The sequence below is a fragment of the Streptomyces zinciresistens K42 genome (assembly GCF_000225525.1).
Lineage (GTDB): Bacteria > Actinomycetota > Actinomycetes > Streptomycetales > Streptomycetaceae > Streptomyces > Streptomyces zinciresistens.
Genome location: NZ_AGBF01000051.1, coordinates 13,283 through 39,591 on the forward strand (window position 1 = coordinate 13,283; position 26,309 = coordinate 39,591).

General features: G+C 70.5%; 27 protein-coding genes and 2 pseudogenes. 19 read left to right on the top strand and 10 right to left on the bottom strand.

The features are described 5' to 3' along the window. Positions 1-22: 22 nt before the first annotated feature. Positions 23-1,000 carry a helix-turn-helix transcriptional regulator gene (locus SZN_RS16845; RefSeq protein WP_078508669.1) on the bottom strand — a complete coding sequence of 326 codons (978 nt, stop codon included), beginning with the start codon at positions 998-1,000 and terminating at the stop codon, positions 23-25. Positions 1,001-1,137: 137 nt separating this feature from the next. On the opposite strand from SZN_RS16845, the gene SZN_RS40500 reads away from it, so the two are divergent. Then, complete coding sequence (locus tag SZN_RS40500; RefSeq protein WP_106432664.1) at positions 1,138-1,323, top strand: hypothetical protein; 186 nt, start codon at positions 1,138-1,140, stop codon at positions 1,321-1,323. Between the two features lies 1 nt (position 1,324). Further along, positions 1,325-1,660 (top strand): Rieske (2Fe-2S) protein, encoded by a 336-nt coding sequence (locus tag SZN_RS16850; protein WP_043731211.1) that lies wholly within the window; start codon positions 1,325-1,327, stop codon positions 1,658-1,660. A 164-nt stretch (positions 1,661-1,824) separates the two neighbouring features. On the opposite strand, the gene SZN_RS16855 is transcribed toward SZN_RS16850, so the two are convergent. Next, positions 1,825-2,238: a pyridoxamine 5'-phosphate oxidase family protein gene (locus tag SZN_RS16855; RefSeq protein WP_007496525.1), complete on the bottom strand. Its 414-nt coding sequence runs from the start codon at positions 2,236-2,238 to the stop codon at positions 1,825-1,827. Positions 2,239-2,358: 120 nt separating this feature from the next. On the opposite strand from SZN_RS16855, the gene clpB reads away from it, so the two are divergent. Both clpB and SZN_RS16865 read left to right on the top strand, forming a co-directional pair. Next, positions 2,359-4,956 (top strand): ATP-dependent chaperone ClpB, encoded by a 2,598-nt coding sequence (gene clpB, locus SZN_RS16860; RefSeq protein WP_007496528.1) that lies wholly within the window; start codon positions 2,359-2,361, stop codon positions 4,954-4,956. A gap of 159 nt (positions 4,957-5,115) precedes the next feature. Then, complete coding sequence (locus tag SZN_RS16865; protein WP_007496530.1) at positions 5,116-5,640, top strand: type III secretion system chaperone family protein; 525 nt, start codon at positions 5,116-5,118, stop codon at positions 5,638-5,640. Between the two features lie 348 nt (positions 5,641-5,988). Here the strand turns inward: SZN_RS16865 and SZN_RS16870 are convergent, their stop codons facing one another. Continuing rightward, positions 5,989-6,453 carry an ATP-binding protein gene (locus SZN_RS16870; protein WP_007496532.1) on the bottom strand — a complete coding sequence of 155 codons (465 nt, stop codon included), beginning with the start codon at positions 6,451-6,453 and terminating at the stop codon, positions 5,989-5,991. Positions 6,454-6,630: 177 nt separating this feature from the next. Between SZN_RS16870 and SZN_RS16875 the strand changes: the two genes are divergently transcribed. The 4 genes from SZN_RS16875 (at position 6,631) to SZN_RS16890 (ending at position 9,136) form a co-directional block, all read left to right on the top strand. Then, entirely contained in the window at positions 6,631-7,548 is a 918-nt protein-coding gene (locus SZN_RS16875; protein WP_007496534.1) for a helix-turn-helix domain-containing protein, read from the top strand. Next, the gene (locus SZN_RS42620; RefSeq protein WP_007496535.1) at positions 7,502-7,642 is read left to right on the top strand and encodes a DUF397 domain-containing protein; all 141 of its coding nucleotides are present in this window, start codon (positions 7,502-7,504) and stop codon (positions 7,640-7,642) included. Before SZN_RS16875 ends, SZN_RS42620 begins: the two co-directional genes overlap by 47 nt. Positions 7,643-7,923: 281 nt before the next feature. Continuing rightward, positions 7,924-8,826 (top strand): hypothetical protein, encoded by a 903-nt coding sequence (locus SZN_RS16885; protein WP_208865816.1) that lies wholly within the window; start codon positions 7,924-7,926, stop codon positions 8,824-8,826. 37 nt (positions 8,827-8,863) lie between these two features. Continuing rightward, positions 8,864-9,136 carry a hypothetical protein gene (locus SZN_RS16890; protein WP_244313372.1) on the top strand — a complete coding sequence of 91 codons (273 nt, stop codon included), beginning with the start codon at positions 8,864-8,866 and terminating at the stop codon, positions 9,134-9,136. Between the two features lie 58 nt (positions 9,137-9,194). Here SZN_RS16890 and SZN_RS16895 read toward each other — a convergent pair. After that, positions 9,195-9,626 (bottom strand): annotated as a pseudogene (locus tag SZN_RS16895) (aminotransferase class I/II-fold pyridoxal phosphate-dependent enzyme); the annotation flags it as partial. A 277-nt stretch (positions 9,627-9,903) separates the two neighbouring features. Between SZN_RS16895 and SZN_RS16900 the strand changes: the two are divergent. The 6 genes and pseudogenes from SZN_RS16900 to SZN_RS16925 all read left to right on the top strand — a co-directional run bounded on the left by SZN_RS16900 (position 9,904) and on the right by SZN_RS16925 (position 15,425). Continuing rightward, positions 9,904-11,991 (top strand): hypothetical protein, encoded by a 2,088-nt coding sequence (locus tag SZN_RS16900; protein WP_050815079.1) that lies wholly within the window; start codon positions 9,904-9,906, stop codon positions 11,989-11,991. Positions 11,992-12,108: 117 nt separating this feature from the next. Further along, positions 12,109-12,855 (top strand): UPF0158 family protein, encoded by a 747-nt coding sequence (locus tag SZN_RS16905; protein WP_244313373.1) that lies wholly within the window; start codon positions 12,109-12,111, stop codon positions 12,853-12,855. 42 nt (positions 12,856-12,897) lie between these two features. Then, positions 12,898-13,383, top strand: coding sequence for a hypothetical protein (locus SZN_RS16910; RefSeq protein WP_043731214.1), 486 nt, complete (start codon positions 12,898-12,900; stop codon positions 13,381-13,383). Then, positions 13,380-13,730 (top strand): hypothetical protein, encoded by a 351-nt coding sequence (locus tag SZN_RS16915; RefSeq protein ID WP_007496542.1) that lies wholly within the window; start codon positions 13,380-13,382, stop codon positions 13,728-13,730. The genes SZN_RS16910 and SZN_RS16915 overlap by 4 nt, the downstream gene beginning before the upstream one ends. A gap of 123 nt (positions 13,731-13,853) precedes the next feature. Then, positions 13,854-14,282 (top strand): annotated as a pseudogene (locus tag SZN_RS16920) (amino acid--tRNA ligase-related protein); the annotation flags it as partial. A gap of 285 nt (positions 14,283-14,567) precedes the next feature. Continuing rightward, entirely contained in the window at positions 14,568-15,425 is an 858-nt protein-coding gene (locus SZN_RS16925) for a hypothetical protein (RefSeq protein WP_007496544.1), read from the top strand. On the opposite strand, the gene SZN_RS16930 is transcribed toward SZN_RS16925, so the two are convergent. The 5 genes from SZN_RS16930 to SZN_RS42635 all read right to left on the bottom strand — a co-directional run bounded on the left by SZN_RS16930 (position 15,413) and on the right by SZN_RS42635 (position 18,607). Next, complete coding sequence (locus SZN_RS16930; protein ID WP_007496545.1) at positions 15,413-16,270, bottom strand: aldo/keto reductase; 858 nt, start codon at positions 16,268-16,270, stop codon at positions 15,413-15,415. The genes SZN_RS16925 and SZN_RS16930 overlap by 13 nt on opposite strands. Continuing rightward, the gene (locus SZN_RS16935; RefSeq protein ID WP_007496546.1) at positions 16,204-17,400 is read right to left on the bottom strand and encodes a JmjC domain-containing protein; all 1,197 of its coding nucleotides are present in this window, start codon (positions 17,398-17,400) and stop codon (positions 16,204-16,206) included. Before SZN_RS16935 ends, SZN_RS16930 begins: the two co-directional genes overlap by 67 nt. 85 nt (positions 17,401-17,485) lie before the next feature. Further along, positions 17,486-17,653, bottom strand: coding sequence for a hypothetical protein (locus SZN_RS41430; RefSeq protein ID WP_167546311.1), 168 nt, complete (start codon positions 17,651-17,653; stop codon positions 17,486-17,488). Between the two features lie 145 nt (positions 17,654-17,798). Beyond that, positions 17,799-18,116, bottom strand: a complete 318-nt coding sequence (locus SZN_RS42630; protein ID WP_043731231.1) for a hypothetical protein — start codon at positions 18,114-18,116, stop codon at positions 17,799-17,801. Beyond that, positions 18,116-18,607: an ATP-binding protein gene (locus tag SZN_RS42635; protein ID WP_007496552.1), complete on the bottom strand. Its 492-nt coding sequence runs from the start codon at positions 18,605-18,607 to the stop codon at positions 18,116-18,118. The genes SZN_RS42630 and SZN_RS42635 overlap by 1 nt, the downstream gene beginning before the upstream one ends. A 253-nt stretch (positions 18,608-18,860) precedes the next feature. Between SZN_RS42635 and SZN_RS16950 the strand changes: the two genes are divergently transcribed. Continuing rightward, positions 18,861-20,204, top strand: a complete 1,344-nt coding sequence (locus tag SZN_RS16950) for an NsdA family TPR-like regulatory protein (protein WP_043731217.1) — start codon at positions 18,861-18,863, stop codon at positions 20,202-20,204. A gap of 72 nt (positions 20,205-20,276) precedes the next feature. Then, positions 20,277-21,449 (top strand): serine hydrolase domain-containing protein, encoded by a 1,173-nt coding sequence (locus SZN_RS16955; protein ID WP_043731219.1) that lies wholly within the window; start codon positions 20,277-20,279, stop codon positions 21,447-21,449. 396 nt (positions 21,450-21,845) lie between these two features. Here the strand turns inward: SZN_RS16955 and SZN_RS16960 are convergent, their stop codons facing one another. After that, positions 21,846-23,036, bottom strand: a complete 1,191-nt coding sequence (locus SZN_RS16960) for a pyridoxal phosphate-dependent aminotransferase (protein ID WP_007496557.1) — start codon at positions 23,034-23,036, stop codon at positions 21,846-21,848. A gap of 522 nt (positions 23,037-23,558) precedes the next feature. Between SZN_RS16960 and SZN_RS39785 the strand changes: the two genes are divergently transcribed. From SZN_RS39785 to SZN_RS16975, 3 genes are all read left to right on the top strand, one after another. Beyond that, positions 23,559-23,831: a hypothetical protein gene (locus SZN_RS39785; RefSeq protein ID WP_007496559.1), complete on the top strand. Its 273-nt coding sequence runs from the start codon at positions 23,559-23,561 to the stop codon at positions 23,829-23,831. A 414-nt stretch (positions 23,832-24,245) separates the two neighbouring features. After that, a complete protein-coding gene (locus SZN_RS16970; RefSeq protein WP_007496561.1) occupies positions 24,246-24,815 on the top strand; it encodes a DUF2617 family protein in 570 nt (189 codons plus the stop codon). Positions 24,816-24,900: 85 nt separating this feature from the next. Continuing rightward, positions 24,901-26,309: polyamine aminopropyltransferase (locus SZN_RS16975; protein ID WP_043731222.1), on the top strand; the 1,409-nt coding region annotated here is incomplete at its 3' end.

Here is a 26,309-nt window from a genome sequence, read left to right on the forward strand (position 1 = left end):
TGCGCGCGGGGGCGCGGGGTGCTCACTGCTCCTTGTCGAGTATCCCGGACTGGGCGATGAGATAGCCGAGCTGGGCGCGGCTGCCGCTGCCGAGGGCGGCGGCGAGCTTGGCGATGTGGGCCCGGCAGGTCCGTACGTTCATCCCGAGGCGGCGCGCGATGGCCTCGTCGACGTGGCCCTCGACCAGGAGCTTGGCGATGGTGTGCTGGATGTCGGTGATGCCGTCGGGGGCGGTCCCGTAGGGCGCGCCGGCGCTCAGCGGAACCGCGCGGCTCCACATGAACTCGAACACCTTGATGAGATAGCGGACCAGGCCGGGGTGGCGCAGTTCCAGGGCGACCTGCCGGTCGTCGCGGGTGGGGATGAACGCGACCGTCTCGTCGCAGATGATCAGGCGCTCGACCAGTTCGTCGATGGTCCGGTACTCCGCCTTGCCGTCGGCGAAGTTGTCCACCCAGGCGAGCCTCTCGGGGCTGTAGCGGGCCGTGTGCTGGTAGAGGGTGCGGATCCGCACCCCGCGCTCGATCAGCGGCTTGTCGCGCTCCAGGGCCTCGATCAGCCGGCGCTCCGGGTGCCGGTGGCTCGGCTGGACCGCGAGCATCTCGCTCCGGCACTGCGAGGTCGCGAGGTCGAGAGCGCTGTTGATGCGGTCCAGGCCCTCCAGCACGGTGATCGCGTGCGTGGACCCGGTCACCTGCGCGCTGAGCGCCATGAAGGGCTCGAAGGCGTCGGCCAGCTCGATCGACAGCCGCCTGCGTTCCGTGATCTCCCGTTCGATGGGATTGAGCCGTTGGGCCAGGGCCACCGAGGGAGGAACCGGATGCAGCAGGTTCGGATCGTCGGGATCCGGATGGAGCAGGGCGAACTCCATGAGACAGGGCGCGGGCTCCACCTCCGTCCGGGTGATATGCCCCGTGCGCAGCGCGTTCGCGTAAAGACGCCGTCCTTCCCCGCACAATTCCGTAGCAGCGTGGGGATGCGTCGCTTTAGTCCGATTCATTGCCAAATCTCCACCCCCCAGGGTCCTGAACATGCAGGAACATGATGCACCGATCGTGTGGCCATGAAGTGCCCGAATGAGCCATCGTCTTACTCGACGGGGGAAGAGGGGACCTTCAAGTGAGGACGAAGCCGACTATGCGTAAGAGAATGCTTCGCTCGGTGCTTGTCGCCGCCTTCTCCGCCGTTGTGGCCTTTGGATCTCTGGGTGGCTTCTCCGGCACGAAGGGTGACGTCCGGGCCGACAGCGCCTGGTCGTTCGCGACCAAGGGCGCGAGCTTGACCGAGGGTGGCGCAGTCAACGACGACAGCGCTTGGAGCTGACGTGACCACCCCACCCGACGACCGCTCGTTCCGAAGAGAGATGGCCACCGCCTACCGGTCGGGTTGGCACTTCATCGACCTGGTCACCGCGATCCCCCACTCCGGTGACTCGTTGATGGTGACTGTCTTCGGCGAGCCGGTCGTCGTCACGAGGGACGAGGACGAGGACGTGCGGGCCTACCGGTGTCTGCGGCGGCCTCGGGGGGCGCCGCAGCCCGTGCGGTGCGCCATCCGCTATGGAATGATCTTCGTCAACCTCGACCAGCGAGACCACCGGCTGGTGGAGCCGGAGGCTCCGGCCGCCCGGACCATCTCAGCCACCCCCCGCAGTGCCTGACGCGATTCCCCCGTCGTAACAGATCGCTCAGGTGCTTCCCCCCGCAGCGGCGTCACCGTGACCTGAACACGGTGACGCCGCTGCAGTTTCGCGGCACATTTCCGGGTATCGGCCCGCGCGGGCATGGCCGGAAACCGGTCAACCGGCCCGTCCGCCCCGGCCCGTCAGCCCCGGCCCATCGCCCGCGTCAGCGCGATCTCGATCACGACCCGGTCGGGGTTGGCCGCCGGCGTCCGCCCGTAGCGCGCCGCGTACCGCAGCTCCGCCTCCCGCACCCGCTCCGGATCGCCGCTGACCCGGGCCACACCCTCCAGCGTCGCCCAGCGCCGCCCGTCCACCTGGCAGACCGCGACCCGGGCCCCCGCCTCCCCGCGGGCCCGCACGTGCCCGACCTTCGCGCTGTGCCGGTTCGCGATCACCCGGGCCAGCCCGGCCCCGGGATCGTAGGTGACTCCGACGGGTACCACGTGAGGGGTGCCGTCCGGGCGCGGGGTGGTCAGGGTGCACAGGTGCTTCTCCTGCCAGAAGGCGAGATACGGCGCGTCCGGCGCGCCCGGATCCTGGGGGTATGCGGCCATGGCCACGGAACTTAGCGCCCGGACGGCTCCCGCACCCACCTTGAGTGGAATAGACTCAACTTTATGTACGCTGACTCGGTCAGCACCGGGAGAGGCTGACGCCAGGAGGAGAACGCAGACGTGGAAGCCGAGCTGACCAACAGGAGCCGGGACGCGATCAACGCGGCCAGCAACCGGGCCGTGACGGAGGGGCACCCGGATCTCACCCCCACCCACCTGCTGCTGGCTCTGCTCCAGGGCCAGGACAACGAGAACATCACCGACCTGCTCGCCGCCGTCGACGCCGACCAGGCGTCGGTGCGCGCCGACGCCGAGAAGGCCCTGTCCGCGCTGCCCAGCGTGACCGGGTCCACCGTGGCGCCCCCGCAGCCCAACCGCGACCTGCTCGCCGTGATCGCCGACGCCCAGGCACGCGCCGCCGACCTCGGCGACGAGTACCTCTCCACCGAGCACCTGCTCATCGGCATCGCCGCCAAGGGCGGCCCCGCCGCCGACGTGCTCGGCCGGCACGGCGCCGGGGTGAAGAAGCTGCTGGACGCCTTCCGCAAGGCGCGCGGCGGACGCCGGGTGACCACGGCCGACCCCGAGGGCCAGTACAAGGCGCTGGAGAAGTTCGGCACGGACTTCACCGCCGCCGCGCGCGAGGGCAAGCTCGACCCCGTCATCGGACGCGACCAGGAGATCCGGCGCGTCGTCCAGGTCCTCAGCCGCCGCACCAAGAACAACCCCGTCCTCATCGGGGAGCCCGGCGTCGGCAAGACCGCCGTCGTCGAGGGGCTGGCCCAGCGGATCGTCAAGGGCGACGTGCCCGAGTCGCTGCGCAACAAGCGGCTGGTCGCGCTCGACCTCGGCGCCATGGTCGCCGGGGCCAAGTACCGCGGCGAGTTCGAGGAGCGCCTGAAGACCGTCCTCGCCGAGATCAAGGACTCCGACGGGCAGGTCATCACCTTCATCGACGAGCTGCACACGGTCGTCGGCGCCGGCGCGGGCGGCGACTCCGCCATGGACGCCGGGAACATGCTCAAGCCGATGCTCGCCCGCGGCGAACTGCGCATGGTCGGCGCCACCACCCTCGACGAGTACCGCGAGCGGATCGAGAAGGACCCGGCCCTGGAGCGGCGCTTCCAGCAGGTGCTGGTCGCCGAGCCGACCGTCGAGGACACCATCGCGATCCTGCGCGGGCTCAAGGGCCGCTACGAGGCCCACCACAAGGTGCAGATCGCGGACAGCGCGCTGGTGGCCGCCGCCGGTCTGTCGGACCGGTACATCACCTCCCGCTTCCTGCCCGACAAGGCCATCGACCTCGTCGACGAGGCCGCCTCCCGGCTGCGCATGGAGATCGACTCCTCGCCCGTCGAGATCGACGAGCTCCAGCGCTCCGTCGACCGGCTGCGCATGGAGGAGCTGGCCCTCGGCAGGGAGACCGACCCCGCCTCGCGCGAGCGCCTGGACAAGCTGCGCCGCGACCTCGCCGACAAGGAGGAGGAGCTGCGCGGCCTGACCGCCCGCTGGGAGAAGGAGAAGCAGTCCCTCAACCGCGTCGGCGAGCTGAAGGAGCGCCTGGACGAGGCGCGCGGCCGGGCCGAGCGCGCCCAGCGCGACGGCGACTTCGACGCCGCCTCCCAGCTCCTCTACGGCGAGATCCCCGCCCTGGAGAAGGAGCTGGAGGCCGCCTCCGCCGCCGAGGAGGAGGCCGCCAAGGACACCATGGTCAAGGAGGAGGTCGGCTCCGACGACATCGCCGACGTCGTCGCCGCGTGGACCGGCATCCCGGCCGGGCGGCTGATGGAGGGCGAGACGCAGAAGCTGCTGCGCATGGAGGAGGAGCTCGGCAGGCGGCTGATCGGCCAGAGCGAGGCCGTGCGGGCGGTCTCCGACGCGGTGCGCCGCACCCGGGCCGGCATCGCCGACCCCGACCGCCCGACCGGCTCGTTCCTCTTCCTCGGCCCGACCGGCGTCGGCAAGACCGAGCTGGCCAAGGCGCTCGCCGACTTCCTCTTCGACGACGAGCGGGCGATGGTCCGCATCGACATGTCGGAGTACGGCGAGAAGCACAGCGTGGCCCGGCTGGTCGGCGCGCCCCCCGGCTACGTCGGCTACGAGGAGGGCGGCCAGCTCACCGAGGCCGTGCGCAGGCGGCCGTACAGCGTCGTCCTGCTCGACGAGGTCGAGAAGGCGCACCCCGAGGTCTTCGACGTGCTGCTCCAGGTGCTGGACGACGGGCGGCTGACCGACGGGCAGGGCCGCACGGTCGACTTCCGCAACACCATCCTGGTGCTGACGTCCAACCTGGGCAGCCAGTTCCTCGTGGACCCGCTGACCGGAGAGGAGGAGAAGAAGGAGCAGGTGCTGGAGGTCGTGCGCACGTCCTTCAAGCCCGAGTTCCTCAACCGCCTGGACGACCTCGTCGTCTTCTCGGCGCTGAGCAGGGACGAGCTGGGCCGGATCGCCCGGCTCCAGATCGGCCGGCTGGCCCGGCGGCTCGCCGAGCGCCGGCTGACCCTGGAGGTCTCCGACGCGGCCCTGGCCTGGCTCGCCGACGAGGGCAACGATCCGGCCTACGGCGCCCGCCCGCTGCGCCGTCTGGTGCAGACCGCCATCGGCGACCGGCTCGCCAGGGAGATCCTCGCCGGCGAGGTCAAGGACGGCGACACGGTCCGGGTGGACGCCTTCGGCGACGGCCTGATCGTCGGTCCGGCCACCGAAAAGTCGCTCTGAGCACCGCAGGACGCCGCGGAAGCGGGTACCCGGTCACCCCGGGTGCCCGTCCGGCGTGACCGGATCGAGTCAGCCCAGGGCTGACAGGCCCGTCCGGGCTTGCCACCCCCCTCCCCGCATGGGGGAGGATGGCGGAATCCGTACGAAGGGAAAATCACGGTGACCATCGACCCGTCCTCGATTCCGAACTTCGGGGGCCAGCAGCCGGAGCCCGGACCTCCGCCCGGCCCCGTCATCCCGGATCAGGACCTCGTGAAGCAGCTCCTCGACCAGATGGAGCTGAAGTACGTCGTCGACGACGAGGGTGACCTCGCGGCGCCGTGGGAGCAGTTCCGTACGTACTTCATGTTCCGCGGCGAGGACGACCAGCAGGTCTTCTCGGTGCGGACGTTCTACGACCGGCCCCACCAGATCGACGAGAAGCCGCAGCTGCTGGAGTCGATCGACGACTGGAACCGCCGGACCCTGTGGCCCAAGGTCTACAGCCACACCCACGACGACGGCACGGTCCGGCTGATCGGCGAGGCGCAGATGCTGATCGGCACCGGCGTCAGCCTGGAGCACTTCGTCTCCTCGACCGTCAGCTGGGTGCGCGCCGCCATCGAGTTCGACAAGTGGCTCGTCGAGCAGCTGGGCCTGGAGCAGGAGATCAACGACGCGGAGAAGCCGCAGGACGACGAGTAGCCCCGGCGGAGCCCGGCCCGCGCACCGACCCCACGAGGGCCGCGCGCGAGGCCGGGCTCACCCGTTTTCGGGGGTGCCCCCGCCGTGCTCGGTGACGCGGCACTGCCCGTCGTGTCCTGACCACGCACGGCAAGGAGCCGTCCGTGAGCGCCGACGTGATCGTGCACACCGAGTTCCCCAGGGGATACACGGTCCTGTTCGGAGCTGACGGAGAGGTGATCCTGACTCCGCGGAGCTTCGAGCACTCCAGCGCGATCAAGTCGATGCAGTACGACACGATCGTGTCCCTCGGACGCCATGCGAAGACCGCCTCCGGCGTCTGCATCGACTTCCCTCAGTTATCACAACTCAAGTTTCCTGCACGGAGGTTGACCGGGCGACGGGCACCTCCGCCCACACCGTCTTGCCCAGCGGGTGGCGCGCTGCGCAACCCCGGCGCACGGCCAGGGTGTCCACCAGGAGCAGCCCTCGGCCCGACTCACCCTCGGGAGCCGACGAAGGCGGCGTGGCCGGGGGCCGTTTCCCGGAGGCCGCGTCCGCGACCTCGACGCGGACCACACCCGCCGCCGTGTCCAGAGCGACCCGAAGACCGAAGCCGTGTCCCGGTACCCGGCCGTGGAGCACGGCGTCGGCGGCGAGTTCGGCGACCACGAGGGCGACCGCGCACGACGCGTCCGACGCCGGCGGGTACCCCTGCTTCTCCAGGTGCCGTACGGCGAGTTGACGAGCCAGTCGCGCGCCTCGGGGCGAAGAGGTGAACTGCGCGACCAGAGCCGGCGGTTCGCTCTGTACGTTCGTCGTTTCTGTCAGCACGGCGTGGTCCGTCCTCGGCTGTCGAGCAGGGGTGTGGCGTGGTGTGCGTGAGTCGTCACGTTCCGCACCCAAGAGTCGTCCGGCCGCCCTACGCTCAACAGGTGACGCGGCCTTACTTCTCGACTCGTAAGCAACGGAAGTGACGCTTTGGCCAACGGAATTGACCCCAGTACGTCGATGGCCGCGCTGTTCGGTGCGCGGGTCCGCAGACTCCGTTTCGCGGCGGGGCTGACCCAGGCCGAACTGAGCGGCAAGGTCCACGTGGTGGGCACGCGGATCACGCAGATCGAGCGGGCGTCCGGGGCGAAGCCGACGCTGGACCTGGCGCGGGCGCTGGATGTGGCCCTCGGTGCGGACGATCTGCTGGTGGAGCTGTGGCCGTACGTGTACCGGGAGGCGTTTCCGGACTGGTCGCGGAGGTTCATGGAGTGCGCGGAGCGGGCGGTGGCCGTTCGTGAGTACGCGGCTCACGTGGTGCCGGGCCTGTTGCAGACCGAGCAGTACGCGAGAGCCGTTCTGAGCGTCGGCCTGACGCTCAGCAGTGAGGAGCAGTTGGAAGAACGACTCACAGTCCGCATGGCACGGCAGGAACGGCTCGGTTCGCCCGACCGGCCGGACCTGTGGGTGGTGCTCGACGAAGCTGTTCTCAGACGTCCGATCGGCGGGTGCGACGTGATGCGCGCGCAGTTGGAGCTGCTGCTCTGTGTGGCGGCGGAGCACGACATCACTGTCCAGGTGCTCCCATTCGACCAGGGCGAGCACGACGTGATGGGCGGTTCCCTGACGGTGCTGACACTGCCGGACGGCTCTGAAGTCGCCTACACAGAGGGTGCTCACTACGGCCAACTCATTGAGGAGCCAGCCGAAGTCAGCCGATTCACGGTGACCTACGATCGGCTACGGGCGAATGCCCTGCCCCCGCTCATGTCGCTCGACATGATCCGATCCGCGATGGAGGGCTGCAACCGTGGAGCGAATGTCCCGTCCCGATCTGAGCGTCGCCGTGTGGCGCAAGAGCAGCTACAGCAATCAGGAGGGCGGCAACTGCGTGGAGGTCGCCGACGGAATCCAGGAGGCCGTCGTCCCCGTCCGTGACAGCAAGGTCCCGCACGGTCCGGCGCTGTGCTTCGAGGCCGCCGTCTGGGCCGCCTTCACAGGTGAGTTGAAGGCGGGGGACCACCGTCGCTGAGCCCGCCGGGCCCTGGTCGCCGTCCACGTCCCGGGCTCACCGGACCCCGGTCCGCGAGGGCCCGGCAGGCCGCTGACCTCCCTAAAGAACCAGGGGAAAGAACTACCCGCCCACCCACCCTCCCCGGCCGCACGGCTCGTGTCACTCGTCCGAGTGACCGGCTTGCAGGGTCGGGATACGGACGGTTACGTTCGCCGCGACAACCGCACACAGACTTCGGCCCCCGCCGGGACTGCAATCCCGAACGAGGGCCTGACCGATCGAGAAGGAACGACTTCCCGATGGCTGACCCGCAGTCTAACGCGCCCTCGCGCGCCGACGCCGGAGCTCCGACCTCCGGCGTGATCCACGTCCGCACCCGGCTGACGGCCGACTTCACCGTGATCTCCAACGCCCTCGCCCAGAGGCGCGGCAGCGCGGTCACGGTCGGCGTCGCGGCGTACATCGCCTCTCTGCCCGACGGCATCCCCGTGACCATCCCCGCCCTGTGCAAGCACTTCAGCGAGGGCGAGATCCTGATCTCGCGGGCGCTCAGGGAGCTCGAAGAGGCCGGATTCCTGGAGCGCCGCCGAGAGCGGACGCCCACCGGGCACGTCCGTACCCGCACCTACTTCTACGACGTCCCCGGCGGCGATCCGGACACGGAACCGGACCCGGACCCGGACCCAGACGGGCCTCCCGAGCCGCCGAAGCCGTGCGGGCCGCGAAGGCTGGGCGCCGCCGCAGTCGCGCCAGCATCCGCGCGCCGGGAGGAGACGGTGGCCGCGCCCGCACCAGCCGGGGCGGAGGCGACGATCCCGCTCGCCGACGCCGACCCCCGGGCGGTGGCCGTACTCACCGCACTGCGCCGGGTCGACCCCCGCCTCATCCTGTCCGGGCAGGAAACCGCCCGCCTCGCCCCGGCCGTCGCCCGGTGGCTCGCGGCGGGCCTGCTGCCCACGCACATCACGGACCACCTCACCGCACGGCTGCCGGACCGCTTCCTCACCCGCCCGGTCGGCATCCTCGCCTACCGCCTCAAGGAGACTCCCCTGCCGGTACCAGCCAGAAGCGCGGAACCCGCCGCCCGCCCGATGGCCGTGCCCCTGCGGAACTGCGACGGCTGCGACCGGGCCTTCCGCTCGCCGGAACCAGGCCGCTGCCGGGGCTGCCGGACCGGCGGCCGACTCCGGGCGGCCGGCTGAGCCGATGACCGGGCGTGCGGCCCACCTGGGACTCCGCATGAGCGAGATCAGGGAGGCCGCCGCTGCCGTACGGGACGCCTTCGACACCCCCTACGGCCTCGTGTCGAAGCGGATCGCCACGGACGGCGTGGACATCTTCATCGAGCACGGTTGGGGCGATCTCCGCAGAGCCCGCGACGGCCGGGTCCCGATCCGCGAAGTGGTCTCCGACCATCTCCGCTGCCTCACCTGGGAGGAGGGCGATGTGCGGTCTCGTGTCGTCGAAGCGTTTGCCGGCGTCATGGCCATGCGTCGCGATGGTGTCTGCTGACACGTGACCTTTCCGATGCGGGGTTGAGGTCCACGGACGAGCCCGGACCGTACGGCTGTTACACCGCCGGCGATTTGAGCCGGGATACGGCCTCCTCCAGCACGCCTGTCCGCTTGCAGAAAGCAAATCGAACAAAAGGCGCGCCCTGCTCGCTGTCGTCGTAGAAGGCCGCGTTGGGGACGGCGACCACGCCCGCGCGTTCGGGCAGGGCGCGGCAGAAGGCGAAGCCGTCCGACTCGCCGAGCGGGCGGATGTCGGTGGTGATGAAGTAGGTGCCAGCGGTCCTGAAGACCTCGAAGCCCGCCTCCGTCAGGCCGTTCGCCAGAAGGTCCCGCTTGGCCAGCATGTCCGCACGGAACTCCTCGAAGTACGAGTCCGGCAGGGACAGCGCCTCCGCCACCGCGTACTGGAAGGGCCCCGACGCCACGTACGTCAGGAACTGCTTGGCCGAGCGGACGGCCGTGACGAGATCCGGCGTGGAGGTGACCCAGGCGGCACCTCGTTCGTACGCCTATTCGTATGATGCGCGGCACGCCCCTAGGGAGGCCGGCGAGGTCGGCCGGCCCGTTGCCGTGAGTCCGTGTGGCGGAGAATGCGGTTCGTCGCACGGAGGTTCCATGCCGCGGTCGCTGGGGGTGACACCCCCGCGTACGGCCCTTGCGGTAGCCGACCGCTCACCTTCAGCCGAGTTGTCCTGTCGGACCCGGACGGGCGATAGCGTGAGGCGGCAAGGACTGTTCCTGACAGGGCGGACGATTTTCATGCGGATGCGGTTCGAACCCGAGGCCGAGGAAGAGTTCGAGGCCGCGTGCGGGTTGCTGGTCGACCACCTCGTCAGGTGGGCCGGGGAGCAGGCGCTGCCGGTGGACGGGTTCACGGCTGAGACGGCACTGGACTACCGGCATCGGGCGACTGCCGACGGCCGACTGGGACTGTGGGAGTCGCGCCATGTGGAAGAGCTACTCCTCTCGTGGCTTCCCGAGCAGGTCACCGAACTTCCCGGGGAGGAACACGCCGACGCTCCGGGCACACTGCGCACGCTGCTGCGTTATCTGCACGCCACGCAGTTGGCGGACCCGCGCGGCCCCGCCCTTGAGGACTCCCTCGCTGCGGTCGACGCGACGGCGGGGCAGTATCCGGCGGCGATGGCGGACGACACCCGCTGGGGGATGGCCAAGTTCTGGGCCATGACAGCCGCCGGGCAGGGCGTGGACGTCTTGGACGGGGCGGCGTTGCAGCGGTTCGCGGAGCGGGCGCAGCGTGGGGAGGTCCTCTACGACCAGCAGGTCCTCGATGTGATCATGAAGCGGCGGCTGACCGGCAACACACTGCACGGCGTCAAGCGGGCGGAGCCGCAGCTGCCTGTGGTGCTCCCCCCGGACGGCGAGCTGCGTCGACGGGCCGAGGCACCGGCGATTCTCGCGCAGTTGCGCGGACTCGCCGAGTGGGCGGGGCGCGACGGCCGCGCGGTGACGGCGGCGGGGCGGCTGCGGATGGCAGATGCCCGAGAGCTGGTTGACGTACTGGACACCGGGGACAAGGTCGACGGGGTGCGCTCTTCGGCCGACCTGCCGCGGCTGGGCCTGCTGTTGGAGTGGGCCAAGAAGGCGCGGCTGGTCCGGGTGACCAAGGGGCGTCTGTACGTGGTGGCCAAGGCACGGCCGGTGCTGGCCGACCCGCTCCAGCTGTGGCTGCGCGCCTTCGACGCGTGCTTCGAGCTGCGGCAGGCCCTGATCGGCGCGCGTAGCGGCTGGCACGTCGAGTCGATGCTCTTCGACGTCTACGAGGACATCCTGGAAGATGTGCTGAACACGCTCTACAGCCTGCCGTACCCGATGCCCTGGCCGCGGCTGCGCGACTCCGTACACCTGGCCTACCGGGCCCGCTTCCAGCTGGACGGCGGGCCGGATCTCCGGCACGGGATGTGGTTCGAGCACGCCGACCGGGACCTGCGCACGGTACTCGACCTGCTGGATGATCTGGGCGCGATCCAGCGCGACCGCGGGATGGCCGACCCGGTGTTCCTGGACGTCGACCTCTCCGATACCGGAACCGAGCTGCCCGCGGACATGCCGCCGGAGCTCGCGGAACTGCTGGGCGTCGCGGAGGCGGCTACGGACCCGGCGGCGCGGGAGCGTGCCGATGCCCGGCGTGAGGAGCTGACCGCCGGGCCGGTCGAACTCATCCGTCTCACCGAGCTCGGTACCCGGGCCGTACGACAGCGGTTGCTGGCGGCCGGCCGGGACGCACCGCTGGTCGGTGAACTGGCCCAGGCGTCGGCGGCCGGCCTGCTGGGGGTGCTGGCCGAGGACTACGACCCGGACGCCGCCCGCACGGAGCTGGCCGGCTGGATCACAGCACGCGGCGAGCGGGAAGGTGCCTTGCGGCAACTGACCGACGCCGTAAGGAGCATGACCTACCGCACGCGAGCGCAGGCGATGCTCGACGTGCTGCCGGCGGCGTTGCCGGACGGTGAGGGCGAGCGGCTGCTGCGCACGCTGCGGCGAGACACACAGCTGGCGCCGCTGGCGCTGAACGAGCTGGCGCACCGTGAGTTGCTGTCCCCGGAGGACATGACCGATGCCGAGCATCTGCTGGTGCTCGCCGAGAGCCTGCTTCAGCTCGTGGAGTTGGCGGGCGGCGGGGACGGCGCCGAGGAGATGCTGCGCGCCCAGGGCCCCCAGGCCCGGGACGCGGTTGCCGCAGCGCTGGACTCCGCGCACCCGGACCGGGCAGGACTCGACGAGCTCAGGCAGCTGGCGGCCCGCGCACTGGGTACCCACGGTGCCCGCGTCGGCCGCGCCCGGAAGACCCGGCGCTCCTCAGGCAGGAGCGGCCGCAAGCGGCGCCGCTGACCGGGCAGCACCGCCTGGCCCCCAGACGCCAGGTGCGCCAGTACTGGCATGGAGCCGGGCGGAGGGAGACCGATGGTCCTGGCGTCATGCGTCCTTGGTGGCGCCACCGTCGGGGTCGTGATTGAGGGATGGGGCGAGGACGGACTGCGGGCCCTGTGTGGCGCGCTCCACGCGCAGGACGGGGTGGCGCTGCGGGCGGCGTTGCGTCGTGGACCCGAGCGTGAGGTGCTTCAGGTGGCCGGCGACGGTGTGGCCGGGGCTGCGGCGCCGGGCCTGCCGGGGGCCGCGGAGACGGCGGCCTTGTTTCTCGGCGCGCTCCAGGAGCGTGGTTTCCGGGGCGACGGTGAGCTGGCGGATCGGTTGCGCGCGGCCACGGGAGATGCGGCGATCCCCCTCCTGCGTCCGCTTGCGGTCGATCTGGAGATGCTCGCCATGCTGCTGGAGGGCGACCCGGCCGAGTCCGGTGGCCGGATCGATCTGTCCACCGGGGAGTGCTGGCCGGCGTTCACCGATGAGCTGGGGCCTGGGCCCGAGGCCGAGGAGGACGACGATCCGGAGCGATGGCTGTATGTGCCGGCTCTGGGGTCCAGGGCCGGTTACCGGGACATGGAGGCGTTCATCGAGGAGATGGAGGACGCTGCCCTTGCCGACCGGCTGTGGATCGCCATCGGCGGGCGGGGCGCCTTCCGGCGCTTCAAGGCCGTCCTCGCGGGTGACGAGCGCTCCTGGAGCCGCTACCACCGGTTCCGCGATGAGCGACAGCGCGGCCGGGCCCGCGCCTGGCTGGCCGAGGAGGGCTACTGCCCGCCCATCACCTTCCGCGTAGAGCCCGGCTCGGGTTCGCGTCCTTCGGGGCCGGTATGACTCTCCATAGAAATCAGAGCACAATCTGAGTACAGTCTGAGTATGAGTATCGCACCCTCGGCATCCGAATCGGAGTCCGTCTCGTTCACCGATCTGTCGCGTAACCCGAAGGCTGTCGCAGCCAGGGCCGCCGCCCTGGGATGTCTGCGCGTCACGCACCGAGACGCGCCCGACATGGTCTTGACCACGGCCATATACGCAGAGCGCGCCGAGGAAAACCTGACCACGGCGTCCCGGCTGTTCCTGGCAATGCTGAAGCAGGACGACGGTGCCAAGTCGCTTTTGCTCGCGCTGCCCGAGGTGTTCCCGTGGGTGCGCCACCTGGACGTCGAGGAAGTCCGGGAATTCACTGTCGAGCTTCTGGAAGCGTTGTCCGACGCCGCTGAACTGGGCGCCAGGGAGGCTGTGCACCGAGCGATCGTCTCGTGGCGGGCCACCGCCCGCATCAACGCCGATCCTGACCAGCTCAGGGAAGCGCTCCGTCCGCTCGGTGACGTCGACCTCGGCCCCGTCGAGGTGCACGAGTGAGTCCGAAGAAGGGCGATCGGGTCAGTGTTCCTCCGCTGAGCGGCTGGAACGTCGTTTACGGCACGACCGAGGCCGCGACCGGTTGGGAGGAGCTGTGCCGGGTGGCGTTGCCGAACGCGCATCGCTGCCTTGAAGCCCTTCGCGCAGACCCGCTGTCGCGGGCCAACTGGAACCGCCGGCACCAGCTCCGAGGCAGACACGCCACCAGGGAATGGAAGGGCTCTGAGCTGGAGCAGTGGGAGTACGAAATCACCAGCGGCGGCCGGGTCCGCTACCTGGTCAGCCCGGACACCTCGACTGTGATCCTTGTGTACGCCTCCCCGCGACACCCGAAGGACACCGAATAGCCTCCGGAGTTTCGCCCCTGCGGAAGGCGAGGCGAACCGGGGCGCGGGTTGCGATGGGCTGCTGCGGTGCAGGCAGTGGGCCGACCGGAGCCGGAGGACGGCCGTGCCGAGGACGACTGACAGGACCCGGTAGGGGTCAGGGAAGACCTGGACCCGGAAGGTGAGCGGTCTCTCTCAGCCCACATCAAGGAGGCCACGGGGCACGAGTTCGTGTTCATCACGCACTGCCCGGTCGGCATCCGGCCCTACTACCACATGCGGGCTGCCGACGACCCGAGCGTGACCCTGAGCTTCGACCTGCTCTGGAAGGGCTTGGAGATCACCACCGGCGCGCAGCGCGAGCACCGGTACGACGTGCTGCTGAAGCAGGCCGCGGAGAAGGGCATGAGCCCCGAGCCGATGCAGGACTACTTGAACGCGTTCCGGTACGGATGCCCGCCCCATGGCGGCCTCGGCATGGGGCTCGGGCGGGTGCTGATGGTGATGCTCGGTCTGGATTCCATCCGCCAAGCCAGCTTCCTCTTCCGCGGGCCGAACCGGCTCACCCCGTAGCCAGCCGCACTGACAATCCGGACTTGAGCAGCTTCCAGCGCCTCCTCCCAACACAACCGGTCCGCCCCGGCCTTCGGACGGTGGGGCTCGGACAAACCGATCAGGATGCCCATCTCGCGCAGCCGGTCCACGAACAGGCCGTACGCGGGATGGGTGCCCCGGGCAGCGTCGGATACGGCAGGACGGCGGTGGGGACTCTGCAGTCGGGTTCTGGGATGGCTGGCGACTGCCGCCCGTGCCTCGGCGACGGGCACCTCTCACCGCACCACTGCTACGGTCGCGTCCATGACGCTCTCGGTCTCCACGGGTCAGGCTGTCGACCTACGCGTGCAACCGGTTGACGAGGTTCTTGATCGCGTCCAGCGGTCTCTCCAGGTGGGGCTGCTCCCGGACACGATGGTGCGCAAGCGCCGATCCGTGGGGGCCAGAACAGACCGCGACACCTGGGTTCGGATCGAGCGGCGCCTGCTCGACAAGATCTCCGACCAGGGGTGGAACGGGACTGAGAGTGCCGCTCGTCTGAAGGGCATTGCCCAGCCCGAATGGCACGGATGTGTGGTCTGGGCGGCCCCGGACGGGCCGGTGATGTGGCGAGCCGACGAAACCGAGCTTCTGCCAGGGGCTCCTGTCGGAAACGCCATCCTGAGTGAAGCCCCGGAGCTGCCGGACGACTGGTGGGGTGCACTGAACACGTCGTTGGACGCGCTGGCGGCCCAGAGCACGAGGCGGGTCGCCACGCCGGACACCGAGACCGTCACCCAGGCCCTCGTCACCGAGTCTGTCCGTGGTGTTTTCTCCGGCGATTTCGATACGACCATCGAGCAGTGGGTGCCGGCCCACGCGGACTTGAACTGGGCCAACATGACGGCTCCGGCGTTCAGTCTCTTCGACTGGGAGGACTGGGGTAACGCGCCGCTGGGGCTGGACTCGGCCTCGCTGTGGGCGAGTTCCCTTGCTGTCCCGGCTCTGGCCGATCGCGTATGGCACGAACGCCGGTCGGACTTCGAGAGCCGGGACGGCAAGGTGATGACACTGTTCGCCTGCTCGAAGATCCTCGGGCCGTACGCGCACCCGGAAGACCCTCGGCTGGAACCCGCCCGGCGCATCGCCGAGCAGGTCATCAAGGAGCTTCAGGCCGGCTGATCGTGTGAACGGTCTCGCAGGAGACTCCGGTACTCCTGGACTGTTCGTTCCTCGACCTCGCAGACAAGGGCGCCGGCGAGTTCGCCCAGATGGGCGGGCTCATCAGTGCCCACAGCCACAGTGCCGACCCTCGGCAGGTGATAGGCGGCCATGAACGCCGCCTGCACACGCGAGAGTTGGCGGCTGTCACCGAGGAAGACACGGGGGTCGATCCTGGCCCACACCGGGTCGCTGGTGCTGCCGCCGAAGGGGCTCATGCCCCATGCCTCGCTGGGGTCCAGGTCCCACGCCTTGATGAGGGCGTCCGCGGCATCCAGCGTTCTGACTCCGACGAGTAGGCCGGCGCGGACCATGAAGGTCGCTGGCCTCGGTACGGCCGGGCCGATCAGTCCTACCAGGGGTGATGGATCCCAGGACGCGATGCCCCAGGCGGCACACAGGCCCTTGCTCGTGGCGTCACCGAGGGCAGCGCACGCTTCCGCCAGCACCTCCTGGCCATGCGGGCCAGCCTCGCGGAGCGAGTGTTCCGGGTTGTGCAGGAACACCAGATCCGGCTCCTGCCCCAGGTCACCGGCCGCCAGTTCCACGGCCGCGTGCAGCCGTACAGGGTCCAGGGAGTGCTCCGCCCCGCCCGGTCCCGGAAAGTGGCCCACCTTCGTGGAGACAGTGAACTTCGGCAGCAGGTCGCCAGCCGTCTGCGCGAGGACCTGATGAGAACGGAAGCCGAGGTAGTTGGTGCTGGTGTCGAGTGCCGTGACGCCGAGGTCGAGCGCCCGGGTCAGGAGTCGGCGTTCGTGACGAGACCGGTGTAGCCCGAGAACAACTCGGGGGTCAGCACCGCGCACAGCTCCTCCTTCACCAGGATCTCGGCGGCCTCGGTCACTTCGGCTCCGACGACGGCCGTGGCCCGCTCCAACTCGACCGGCCTGCCGCTCAGCAGCAGACGCAGAGCTGGCAGAACCTTGGCCGCGAGGGTGAGCCTCTTCCCCGAGGCCACGATGTCGACGGTCTCTCCGCGCTCCTCGATCTGGGGCGGGAAATGGGCGGTGCACACCACGGCGTCGAGCGGCCCGAGTATGTCGAGGAACGGCACGTGCCGGGGCAGGGCCGTCGCCTGCTCGTACGCGTCCAGGAAGTCGGTCGGCGGGCGCTCGCTGACCAGCTGGGCGGCGGCCTCGGTCAGGGCGTCGGTGCCGGTTCCGTGCCGGCGGTCGAGGTCGTGGCGGAAGATCTCGTGTTCGCGGCACCAGTCGGCCAGCCATGCGAGCCAGCTCGCCCCGGTGCGCTTGGTGATGCCGAACGTGACGTGAAGGCTCTTGCCGGAGCCGCTGCCGGTCCGTGTCGCCTGGTGCCAGTGGCCCCGGGGGATGTGCATGACGTCGCCGGTCCGCATCAGGCCGGACCAGATGATCTCGTCGCTCGGTGTGCTGTTGGGGTCGGCGTCCCGGTACATGGGGACCGCGCGGGAGGTCGCGCGGACCTCCCACTCCTTCTCACCCGCGAGCTGGACGATGACGACATCGTGGTCGTCCCAGTGCAGGGGGAAGCCGGAGGCGTCGTTCGTGGTCAGGTACGCGTTGACCTGGACTCGCTCGCGGGACCACCACTGCAGGGCCCGGCAGGCGACCTCCATCGTCGGATCGAAGACGTTGGCCTGATCCATGATCACCGTCGCTCCTTCGCCCAGGAGCCTGCCCAGGCTGCGCATGTTGACCATGGAGATGCTCTGGCCGCGGGGGCTGACGCTGTCGGTGTAGTAGATGGCCGGGTGGACCTCCTCGCCCTTCTGGAAGCACCGGAACTGCGGGCGGTTCAGGCTCCTGCGCATCGCGATGTCGAGCAGGCGGTTCGGGGTCATGATGCGGGAGACGAGGGTGGGGTCGTCCATGCTCCCGCGGACGAAGCCCTTGCCCAGCTGTTCGGCCCCGCTCCAGCCGAGTGCTGCCTCGATAGCGCTGATCAACCGGTGTTCCATCGTGTGTCCTCCATGGGTTCGGCCACTGATGCGGACACAGCGGGGGCTGGCGCGGCCGACCGCGCCGGCCCCCACCGCTTGGCGCCTACTCGCCGTCGTGCAGGTTGCCGTCGCCACCCGGCCACGGCGCGTCGCCAGAACTGCCCTGGTTGTCCGACCGGAGGCTGTCGTAGCGGTCATGGACGGCGGTCAGCTCTGTCACCGCCACCAGGAGGCCGCTCCGGGCCGGAGGCGGTGTCGTGGGCTCTGTCACCTCGTGCTCCTTCCTTTTCGGTTCTCCCGCTGGGAATCCGACGGGAGGTCGATGGCCGCCCCACGGCCGTGGGAGGAGGGGTTGCCGTGGGGCGGCGGTCATTGGGCGCGCGATGAGCTGCAGTCCAGCGCCAGGGCAGGGCGGGTCAGCGGTGAATCGGCACTCCGCCGACGTCCTCGCGCATATTGATCTCCAGAACGCGCTGGTCCAGCTCATACAGACAGGCACGGCAGGCGTAGAGGGCCGCGTGCATGCCGCTCGACCGGACGGGCCCGATCCACGTCACCTCGACGTCGTCACGTCCGCACCACAGCCAGCACTCGCCGCGCGCCTGCCACTCGTGGCGGTCCCATAGCGCGTAATCAGTGGGCTCCCTGGTGACGGGGTCGATGTCTCGGCGGGTGGGCCGGAAGACCACGTCGGGATCGGGAAGCGGATTCGCTCGTAAGGTGTGCCGCCCCATCACGCGACCACCAGAGTGAGCGACTCAGGCTCGGCTACCACGCCGTGCTTCGGCCGTAGCGCGAATAATCTGCGCAGAACAGCGGCTCGGATGGCGGGCGCCGCCTTGGGAAGCGCGATCTCCGCCCATACGCGCTTTCCCTGGCCGACTGGCTCCCAGGCACACCGAGAAGCGAGAAACTCGACCAGTGCCAGGCCGCGCCCGCTCTCGTCGTCGGCCTGGGCGCAACTCGTCTGTGGGGCGCCGGGATTGGCATCGAGGACGTCGATCACCAGACGGCCGGGTCGGTGGTACAGCGTGACGGTGACGGGCCCTTCCCCATGGACCACGGCGTTGCTGACGAGCTCGGAGGCGACGAGACGGATGGCGTCAGCCGTCTCGTCGTCCAACGGCACACCCCACGCACGCACCTTGTCGACGACCGTGCGCCGGGCGAGGGAGACTTCCCTTTCCTCACCCGCGAGGACGAACCGATGGACGAGCGTGGGCATGGCGGACGCCTCCGAGGAGTTGGAGAGCGGCTCCGTCCCCGACGGGGAAACAGGGGCGGAGCCGCCGATCTGAGAACCGTTCCGGGAGCGGTCGCGATGCGCGGGCTCCGTGGACGGCTGATGTTCAGTCAACGGCCCCAGCCAGCAAGGCGGAACGTTTCTAGGGGGTTCCTCCTGGGGACGCCCTCCCCGTACGCGGCCACGCGCAGTAGCCTCCCCACTACGCCGCGAGGGGGATGACGGGAGCGATGACATGCCTGGTGAGCCGTTGGCGGTCCACCCCCTGAGCTTCCTCCGCCAGACGCGCGGATGGGGCAAGGCCGAGTTCGCCCGACTCATGCAGGCGCACGGGCGGTCGCTCGGAATCCCGCTCGCCACCAACCGGACCACCGTATGGAAGTGGGAGCAGGGCCAGGAGCCGGATGCGGACGCTCAATGCGTACTCGCCGACTTGCTGCGTGTCCCGTACGAGCAGGCGCGGAGGGAAGGTTGGCCCCGGTGGCTGCCGGTCTGGGAGGTCACGGGACTCACCGCCCCGTGGACCGAGGCCGGTACCGTTGAGGCGTTGTCCGAACTCGTGGGGAGTGGCCGCATGGATCGCCGGGGCTTTCTCACCATCACCGGCGTTGCCCTGACGGGTCTCGCGGCAAGTTGGGTGGACGCGCCGTCCGCTTTCGCCTCGGCCCTAGGCGGAGATCAGGTCACGGACACGATGGTCTCGACGATCGAGCAGCGCATCAGCACGCTCCGCACCCTCGACGACCAACTCGGCGGCGCCACACTCCTGGAGCAGGCGCGCGGCGATCTCGCCCTTGTCACCGGCCTCCTGAGCACGGGCAGGTACACGGAGAACATCCGACTCCGCCTCTACGCCCTGGCAGCCCGGGTATCGCACCTGACCGGCTGGATGGCCTACGACGCGGGACTGCGGTCCGCCGGCCAGCGCTACTACGTCGGCGCCCTGCGCAGCGCCCGTACCGCCGGAGACGACGCGTTCGGCGCCTTCATCCTCGCGGAGATGGGCGTCCACGTCTCCGAGGCCGGACGGACCGCCGAGCGCGTCGACCTCATCTCGACCGCCATCGACAACGCCCCTCGCACGCTGTCGCCGTACACCCACTCCTTCCTCTACCTGCACAAGGCCGAGGCGCTGTCCCGCGACGGCGAACATGCGAAGGCCGGAACAGCGCTCAACCGCGCCGTGTCCCACTGGGAGCGCCACACGACGGAGGAAAACCCGGACTGGCTCAACTGGTTCGGCGAGGCCCAGTTGAAGTCGACCGAGGGCAAGGTCCTGCTGCGATCCGGACAAGTGGAGCGCGCCACAGGCTCCCTGGAGACCTCCGTGAACAGCGCGGCCCCTCGGGACAAGGCCGTACGCTCCAGCCGCCTGGCCGAAGCCCGGCTCGCTGGCGGCGACCTGGACGGGGCGCTCGACGCCGCGAACTACGGCACCGAACTCCTGGAGAGCAGTGTCAGTTCCGTACGGGCGTTGGACCGCCTGAAGGAGTTCTCCGCACACCTCGAACCGCGCAAGTCCGTCCCCGCTGTCCGTGAGTTCCGCGAGCGCCTCCAGGCCGTGCCGGTCGCGGCGTGACCGTCACCTCTCGGATTGCGAGGCCGAGCCCGCCCCGCTAGAGCAGGCGGTCGCAATGCCAGGATGGACGGCATGACGACGATCCACGGTGAGGTTGCGGCTGGGTTCGAACCCGTACATGGGGCGTTCGCGGCGAACTTCTCCCAGCACGGGGACATCGGCGCGGCGGTGTGCGTGTACCAGTACGGCCGACCGGTGGTGGACCTGTGGGGCGGCGTCGCCGACCCCGAGACCGGTCGTCCGTGGACGCGAGACACGCTGCAGCTCGTCTACTCGGCGACCAAGGGGGCGACCGCGACCGCGGCACACATGCTGGCCGAGCGCGGCGCGCTCGACCTGGACGCACCGGTGGCGAAGTACTGGCCGGAGTTCGCCGCGAACGGCAAGGCGGACATCCCAGTGCGCTGGCTGCTGTCCCACCAGGCGGGCTTGATTACACTCGACCAACCCGTCCCGCTGAACGAGGCGTTGGCCTGGCACCCGATGGCGGCCGCACTAGCCGCTCAGCGTCCCCAGTGGACTCCGGGCACGGCGCACGGCTACCACGGCCGTACCTGGGGCTGGCTGGTCGGCGAAGTGATCCGCCAGGTGTCCGGCCAGACACCGGGCCGCTTCTTCGCCGAGGAGATCGCCGCTCCCCTCGGGCTGGACTTCTTCATCGGACTGCCGGCGGATCAACGCGACCGCGTCAGCCGCATGGTGTACCAGCGACCGGCTGTCGACCTCACCACCGTGCCCGCCGAGTCGGTTCCCGAGGAACTCCGCGAGCAGGTTGCCGCGTGGCGGGATCCGAAGTCGTTCAGCAACAGGGCGTACGCGGTCACCGACCCCGCCGCGATCGACTTCGACTCACCCGGGGTGCAGGCTGCGGAACTCCCGGCCTCCAACGGCATCGGCACCGCACACGGGCTGGCGCGCATGTACGCCGCGCTGATCGGCGAGGTGGACGGTACGCGTCTGGTTGCTCCGGAGACCCTGGAGTCAGCGACCAAGGAGCAGGCCAGAGGGAAGGACCAGGTGATGCTGATCCCGAGCCGATTCAGCACCGGATACATGTTGCCTACCGAGACCAACCCGATGATTGGGGCAGGCTCTTTCGGCCACACGGGACGAGGCGGCTCGCTCGGCTTCGCCGACTTGGAGCACGGCGTTGCCTTCGGTTATGCGATGAACAATGTCATCGGGGGAGCTGGCGATATGCGTGCGGCTTCGTTGGTCGATGCAGTCCGCAGGTCGCTCGAGTAGGTGGCTGTCATCTGGCAGCGACCCCTTGGGGCGCCGCACCAAGGCGGCGAAATGCGCTGATGGTCACGTGTCCCGAAGTCGCTCCTTGGTCACTCGGTTGCCCTCAACATTGGGATTGGTCGCCACATCCGCGCCGAACAGGGCATAGAGGCGCTGAAACGCTTCGTGCGCGTCCCGTCCCGGAAAACCGTTCGCCACCACGACTGATTCTCGAGGTGTTGCCGGGGAAGCCCTGCTTCATGCCGCCCCCGGCGTCAGGACGCGTAGTTACTGATCACCGAAGCGACGCATAACGATCCACAGCCCCGGCACTCGTGGGACGACGTAATCCGACTATGTTGCGCATGTAAAACTGGATGGGAGTCGGGACCCGCTCACGCTGGTGGCGGCCTTGCCTCAGGATGCCAGTTGCTGCAGGCGGCCAGCGGCCTCTTGGAGAACGTCGTCCTTCTTGCAGAAGGTGAAGCGGACCTGGCTGCGGCCGGCGCCGGGGTCGTCGTAGAAGACGGAGTTGGGGATGGCGACGACACCGCAGCGTTCGGGGAGGGCGCGGCAGAAGGCGTAGGCGTCCTTCTCACCGAAGGGCGTGATGTCGGTGGTGATGAAGTACGTGCCCTGGGGCTGGTAGACCTCGAACCCGGCCGCGCGCAAGCCGTCTCCGAGCAGGTCGCGCTTGCGGCGGAGGTCGGCGCGGAAGTTCTCGAAGTACGAGTCAGGCAGACGCAGTGCCTCGGCGATCGCGTACTGGAACGGGCCCGCGCTGACGTACGTCAGGTACTGCTTTGCAGTCCGGACGGCGGAGACGAGCGGGCCGTTCGCCGTGACCCAGCCAACCTTCCATCCGGTGAAGGAGAAGGTCTTGCCGGCCGAGCCGATGGTGACCGTGCGCTCGCGCATCCCCGGGAACGTGGCGAGCGGCAGGTGCCCGCCCTCGTCGAAGACCAGGTGTTCGTACACCTCGTCGGTCACCACCAGCAGGTCCCGTTCCACGGCCAGTTCGGCGATCGCGGCCAGCTCGGCGCGGGTGAGGACCGTGCCGGTGGGGTTGTGCGGGGTGTTGATCAGCAGCAGCCGGGTGCGGGCGGTGACCGCGGCGCGCAGTTCGTCCAGGTCGAGCCGGAAACCGCCCTCGTGCGGACGCAGGGTGACCGGCACGCGCGTGCCGCCCGCCATGGCGATCGAGGCCGCGTAGGAGTCGTAGTACGGCTCCAGCGCCACGACCTCGTCGCCGGGCTCCAGCAGCGCCAGCAGCGCGGCGGCGATCGCCTCGGTGGCGCCCGCGGTGACCAGGACCTCGGTGTCGGGGTCGAAGGACAGGCCGTAGCGCCGCAGCTGGTGCGCGGCGATCGCGGCGCGCAGCTCGGGGACGCCGGGGCCGGGCGGGTACTGGTTGCCGCGCCCGTCGCGCAGGGCCCGTACGGCCGCCTCGCGCACCTCCTCGGGGCCGTCCGTGTCCGGGAAGCCCTGGCCGAGGTTGATCGCCCCGGTCCGCAGGGCCAGCGCCGACATCTCGGCGAAGATCGTCGTCCCGAACTCGGCGAGGCGGCGGTTGAGCAGGGGGCGCGCGCTGGAGGTCATGCCCGCCATCCTGCGCCCGTGCCCGGGACTTCCTCAACTCCGCCGCGGACCGCCGGACCGCCGACCGCCGGACGGCCCCGCCCCGGGGTGAGGAGGGGCGTTCTCCCGTACGCGGTGCCTGCCGGTCGGTGCCGGTCGTTGCGTTGGTGCCGGTCGATGCCGGTCGATGCCGGTCGTGCCGTCGGTGCTGGTCGCTGTCGGCCGCGGCGCGGGAGTGTCCGTTCTCCCCTCGGCCGGGCAGGCGCGAGCGGGCACGTGTCCGCGCCGCCGCCGCCTCCGTCGGCCCGCCCCCGGCCCTCCGCCGGCCCGCCCCCGGTCCACCCCCGACTCACCCCCGGCCCGCCCCCGACTCACCCCCGGTCCGCGCTTCCGTGCAGGTCAGAGGGTGGGGGGCCGGGGCAACCCTCTGAAGTTGCTCAACTCTGCTTTGGGCGGCCGGGGCGGCGGGCATCTCCGGGGCACACGCCGAAGGGGAGGCGCCCACGGGGGACGTCTCGTTCCGCTTCGGGGGATCGGAAGGAGGCTGACGTCATGGGCATAGGAATCGTCGTGGCGCTGGTCGTAGGAGTGCTGGTCCTGGTCGTCAAGGCCGTCGACCGCAGCGGGCGGCGCTCGGCCCGCCGCTCGGCGGGACGGCCGGGCCGCCGGGGGAGCGGCACGCACCACAGCGGCACCGCCGACGGGGGCTGGTGGATCGGCGGGGGCGACACCGGGTCGTCCTGCGGAAGCAGCGGCTCCTCCTGCGGCGGCGGCTCGTCCTGCGGTGGCGGGGGCGGGGGAGGCTGCGGTGGCGGAGGCAGCTGAGACGGACCGTCCGTCCTCCCCGGCCCGGGGAGGACGCCTCCGGCGGTGAGCGGGGCCGGTGCCCGAAACCGGCCCCGCTCACGTGTTCCCGGCCCCGGCCGTCCCGGCCGCACCCCGGCGCGCGCTCCACCCCTGCGGGCGTACGCCGGAGTTGAACAGGTGAGCTGATAAGCCCTCTGAGGGATGGAAACCCTCCGAACTTGGGTAAAAACGCTGTGGTGGCGCCAGAGTTCATGATTCCCTGAAATTCACCGACGCAGCCCCTCGGATGCCCCGCGGACATCCCCTCCCACCGGCCGACAGGGCCGGGCGGACCTCCCCGGCGCTGTCGGCCGGGACGCACCGGAGCCCGACACCTCCCCTCTGCCTCTCTCCCCTTCTCTCCACTCTCTTGCGTGCTAGCGGAGCCCATCCATGCTCACGACCCTGAACACCGCCTACACCGACACGCGCGCGGCCGACCTCGCCTGGACCCTCGGGCGGGAACCGCTGCCCGCGCTGGCCGCACTCGACCTGGAACTGCCCCGCGCGAAGCTCCAGTTGCGGCTGCTCGGCGCCTCCCACCAGGTGCTCGTGGAGGAGGAGCGCGGCGTCTGCTCGGAGACGGTGGCCTGCATGCCGGGCAGCAGCACGCCCCTTCCGCTCGGCGTGGCCAAGCGCGTCGGCGAGTGGGAGTACGAGTTCGCGGCCCGCGTCGAGATCCTCTCGCCGGGCCGGTTCGCCGGGCGCGCCCAGGAGTTGCTGGCCCTGGTCGCCGACCATCCGCACGGCCTGGCCGGCGTCTTCCCCGGCAGCCCGCACGCCTTCACCGCCCTCCTGGCGCAGTACCGCGAGGGCCAGGTCCACTGGCGCACCTGGCACGCCTATCCGCAGGACGGCCAACTGGTCACCACCCGGACCCGGGTGGGCGTGCGCACCCCGGCGGCCCCGCCCCTCCGCCGTCCGCCGACGTACAGCATGTCCGGGAGCAGCGCCCGCTCCTGACGGCCCGCGGCGCAAACTCCGGGTACCGCAACACCACACGTGTGGGTGACGAAGCGTGCGGCGGCCGTCACGTACCGTCGGCAGCGTGATCGATCCGCACGCCCCCGCCCCTCCCGGCACCACGCCGGCCTGGGGAGGCCGCCCGAGGCTTCCGGTCCGGCCGGGCACAGGCCGGTTCCTGGTCCTGGCGGGCGTGTTCGTCTGCGCCGCCTGCGGACTGGTGTACGAACTCGAACTCGTCGCCCTCGCCTCGTACCTGATCGGCGACTCGGTCACCCAGGCGTCCGTGGTGCTGTCCGTCATGGTCTTCGCGATGGGCCTCGGCTCGCTGGCCGCCAAGCGGCTGCGCCCGTACGCCGCCGCCGCGTTCGGCGCCCTGGAGGCGCTGCTCGCGCTCGTCGGCGGGTCCAGCGCGCTCGCCCTGTACGCCGTGTTCGCCTGGACCGGCGACTGGGGCGGACTGTGGGCCGACGGCCCCCGCTGGCTGCTCGTCGCCTTCTCCCTCACCATCGGCCTGCTCATCGGGGCCGAGATCCCGCTGCTGATGGAGCTGATCCAGCGCATCCGGCGCCAGGAGGCGGGCGGCGCGGTGGCGGACCTGTTCGCCGCGGACTACGTCGGCGGGCTCGTCGGCGGTCTGGCCTTCCCCTTCCTCCTGCTGCCCCTGCTGGGCCAGTTGAACTCCGCGCTGATCACCGGCGCGGTCAACGCGGTGGTCGGGGCCGCCCTGGTCCTCGGTGTGTTCCGCCGCGACCTCACCCGCCGCGCGCGCCTGCTGCTGCTGGCCGCCAACCTCGCCGTGCTCGCCGTCCTCGCCTCCGCCGCCGTCCTCGCCGACGACTTCGAACGGGCGGCCCGCCGCGAGGTGTACGGACAGGACGTGCGCGTCGCGGTCCGCACCAACCGCCAGGAGGTCGTCATCACCGGCGGCACCCGCGGCCGGCCGCTCGATCTCTTCCTCGACGGCCGCCTCCGCGTCGGCGGCCGCGACGAACGCCGCTACCACGAGGCCCTGGTGCACCCCGCGATGAGCGGCCCGCACGGGCGCGTGCTGATCCTCGGCGGCGGGGACGGGCTCGCCGCCCGCGAGGTGCTGCGCCACCCCGGGGTGAACCGGGTCGACGTCGTCGACGCCGACCCCGGGGTGGTCCGGCTGGCCCGCCGGGACCCGCCGCTGGCCCGCCTCAACGGGCGCGTGTACGACGACGGCCGGGTGCGCGTCATGGCGGACGACGCCTTCCGCCGGCTGCGCGCGACGCCGCCGGGGACGTACGACGTCGTCGTCTCCGATCTGCCCGACCCCGGCGTCACGGCCGGCACGAAGCTGTACTCGCAGGAGTTCTACGGGCTCGTCCGGCGCGCGCTCGCCCCGGGCGGCCGGCTCGTCGTGCACGCCGGGCCCGTCGCGTCCCGCCCCCGCGTGTTCTGGACGGTCGAGGCGACCCTGCGCGCCGCGGGCCTGCGCACCACCGCCTACCGCCTCGGCGGACGCGG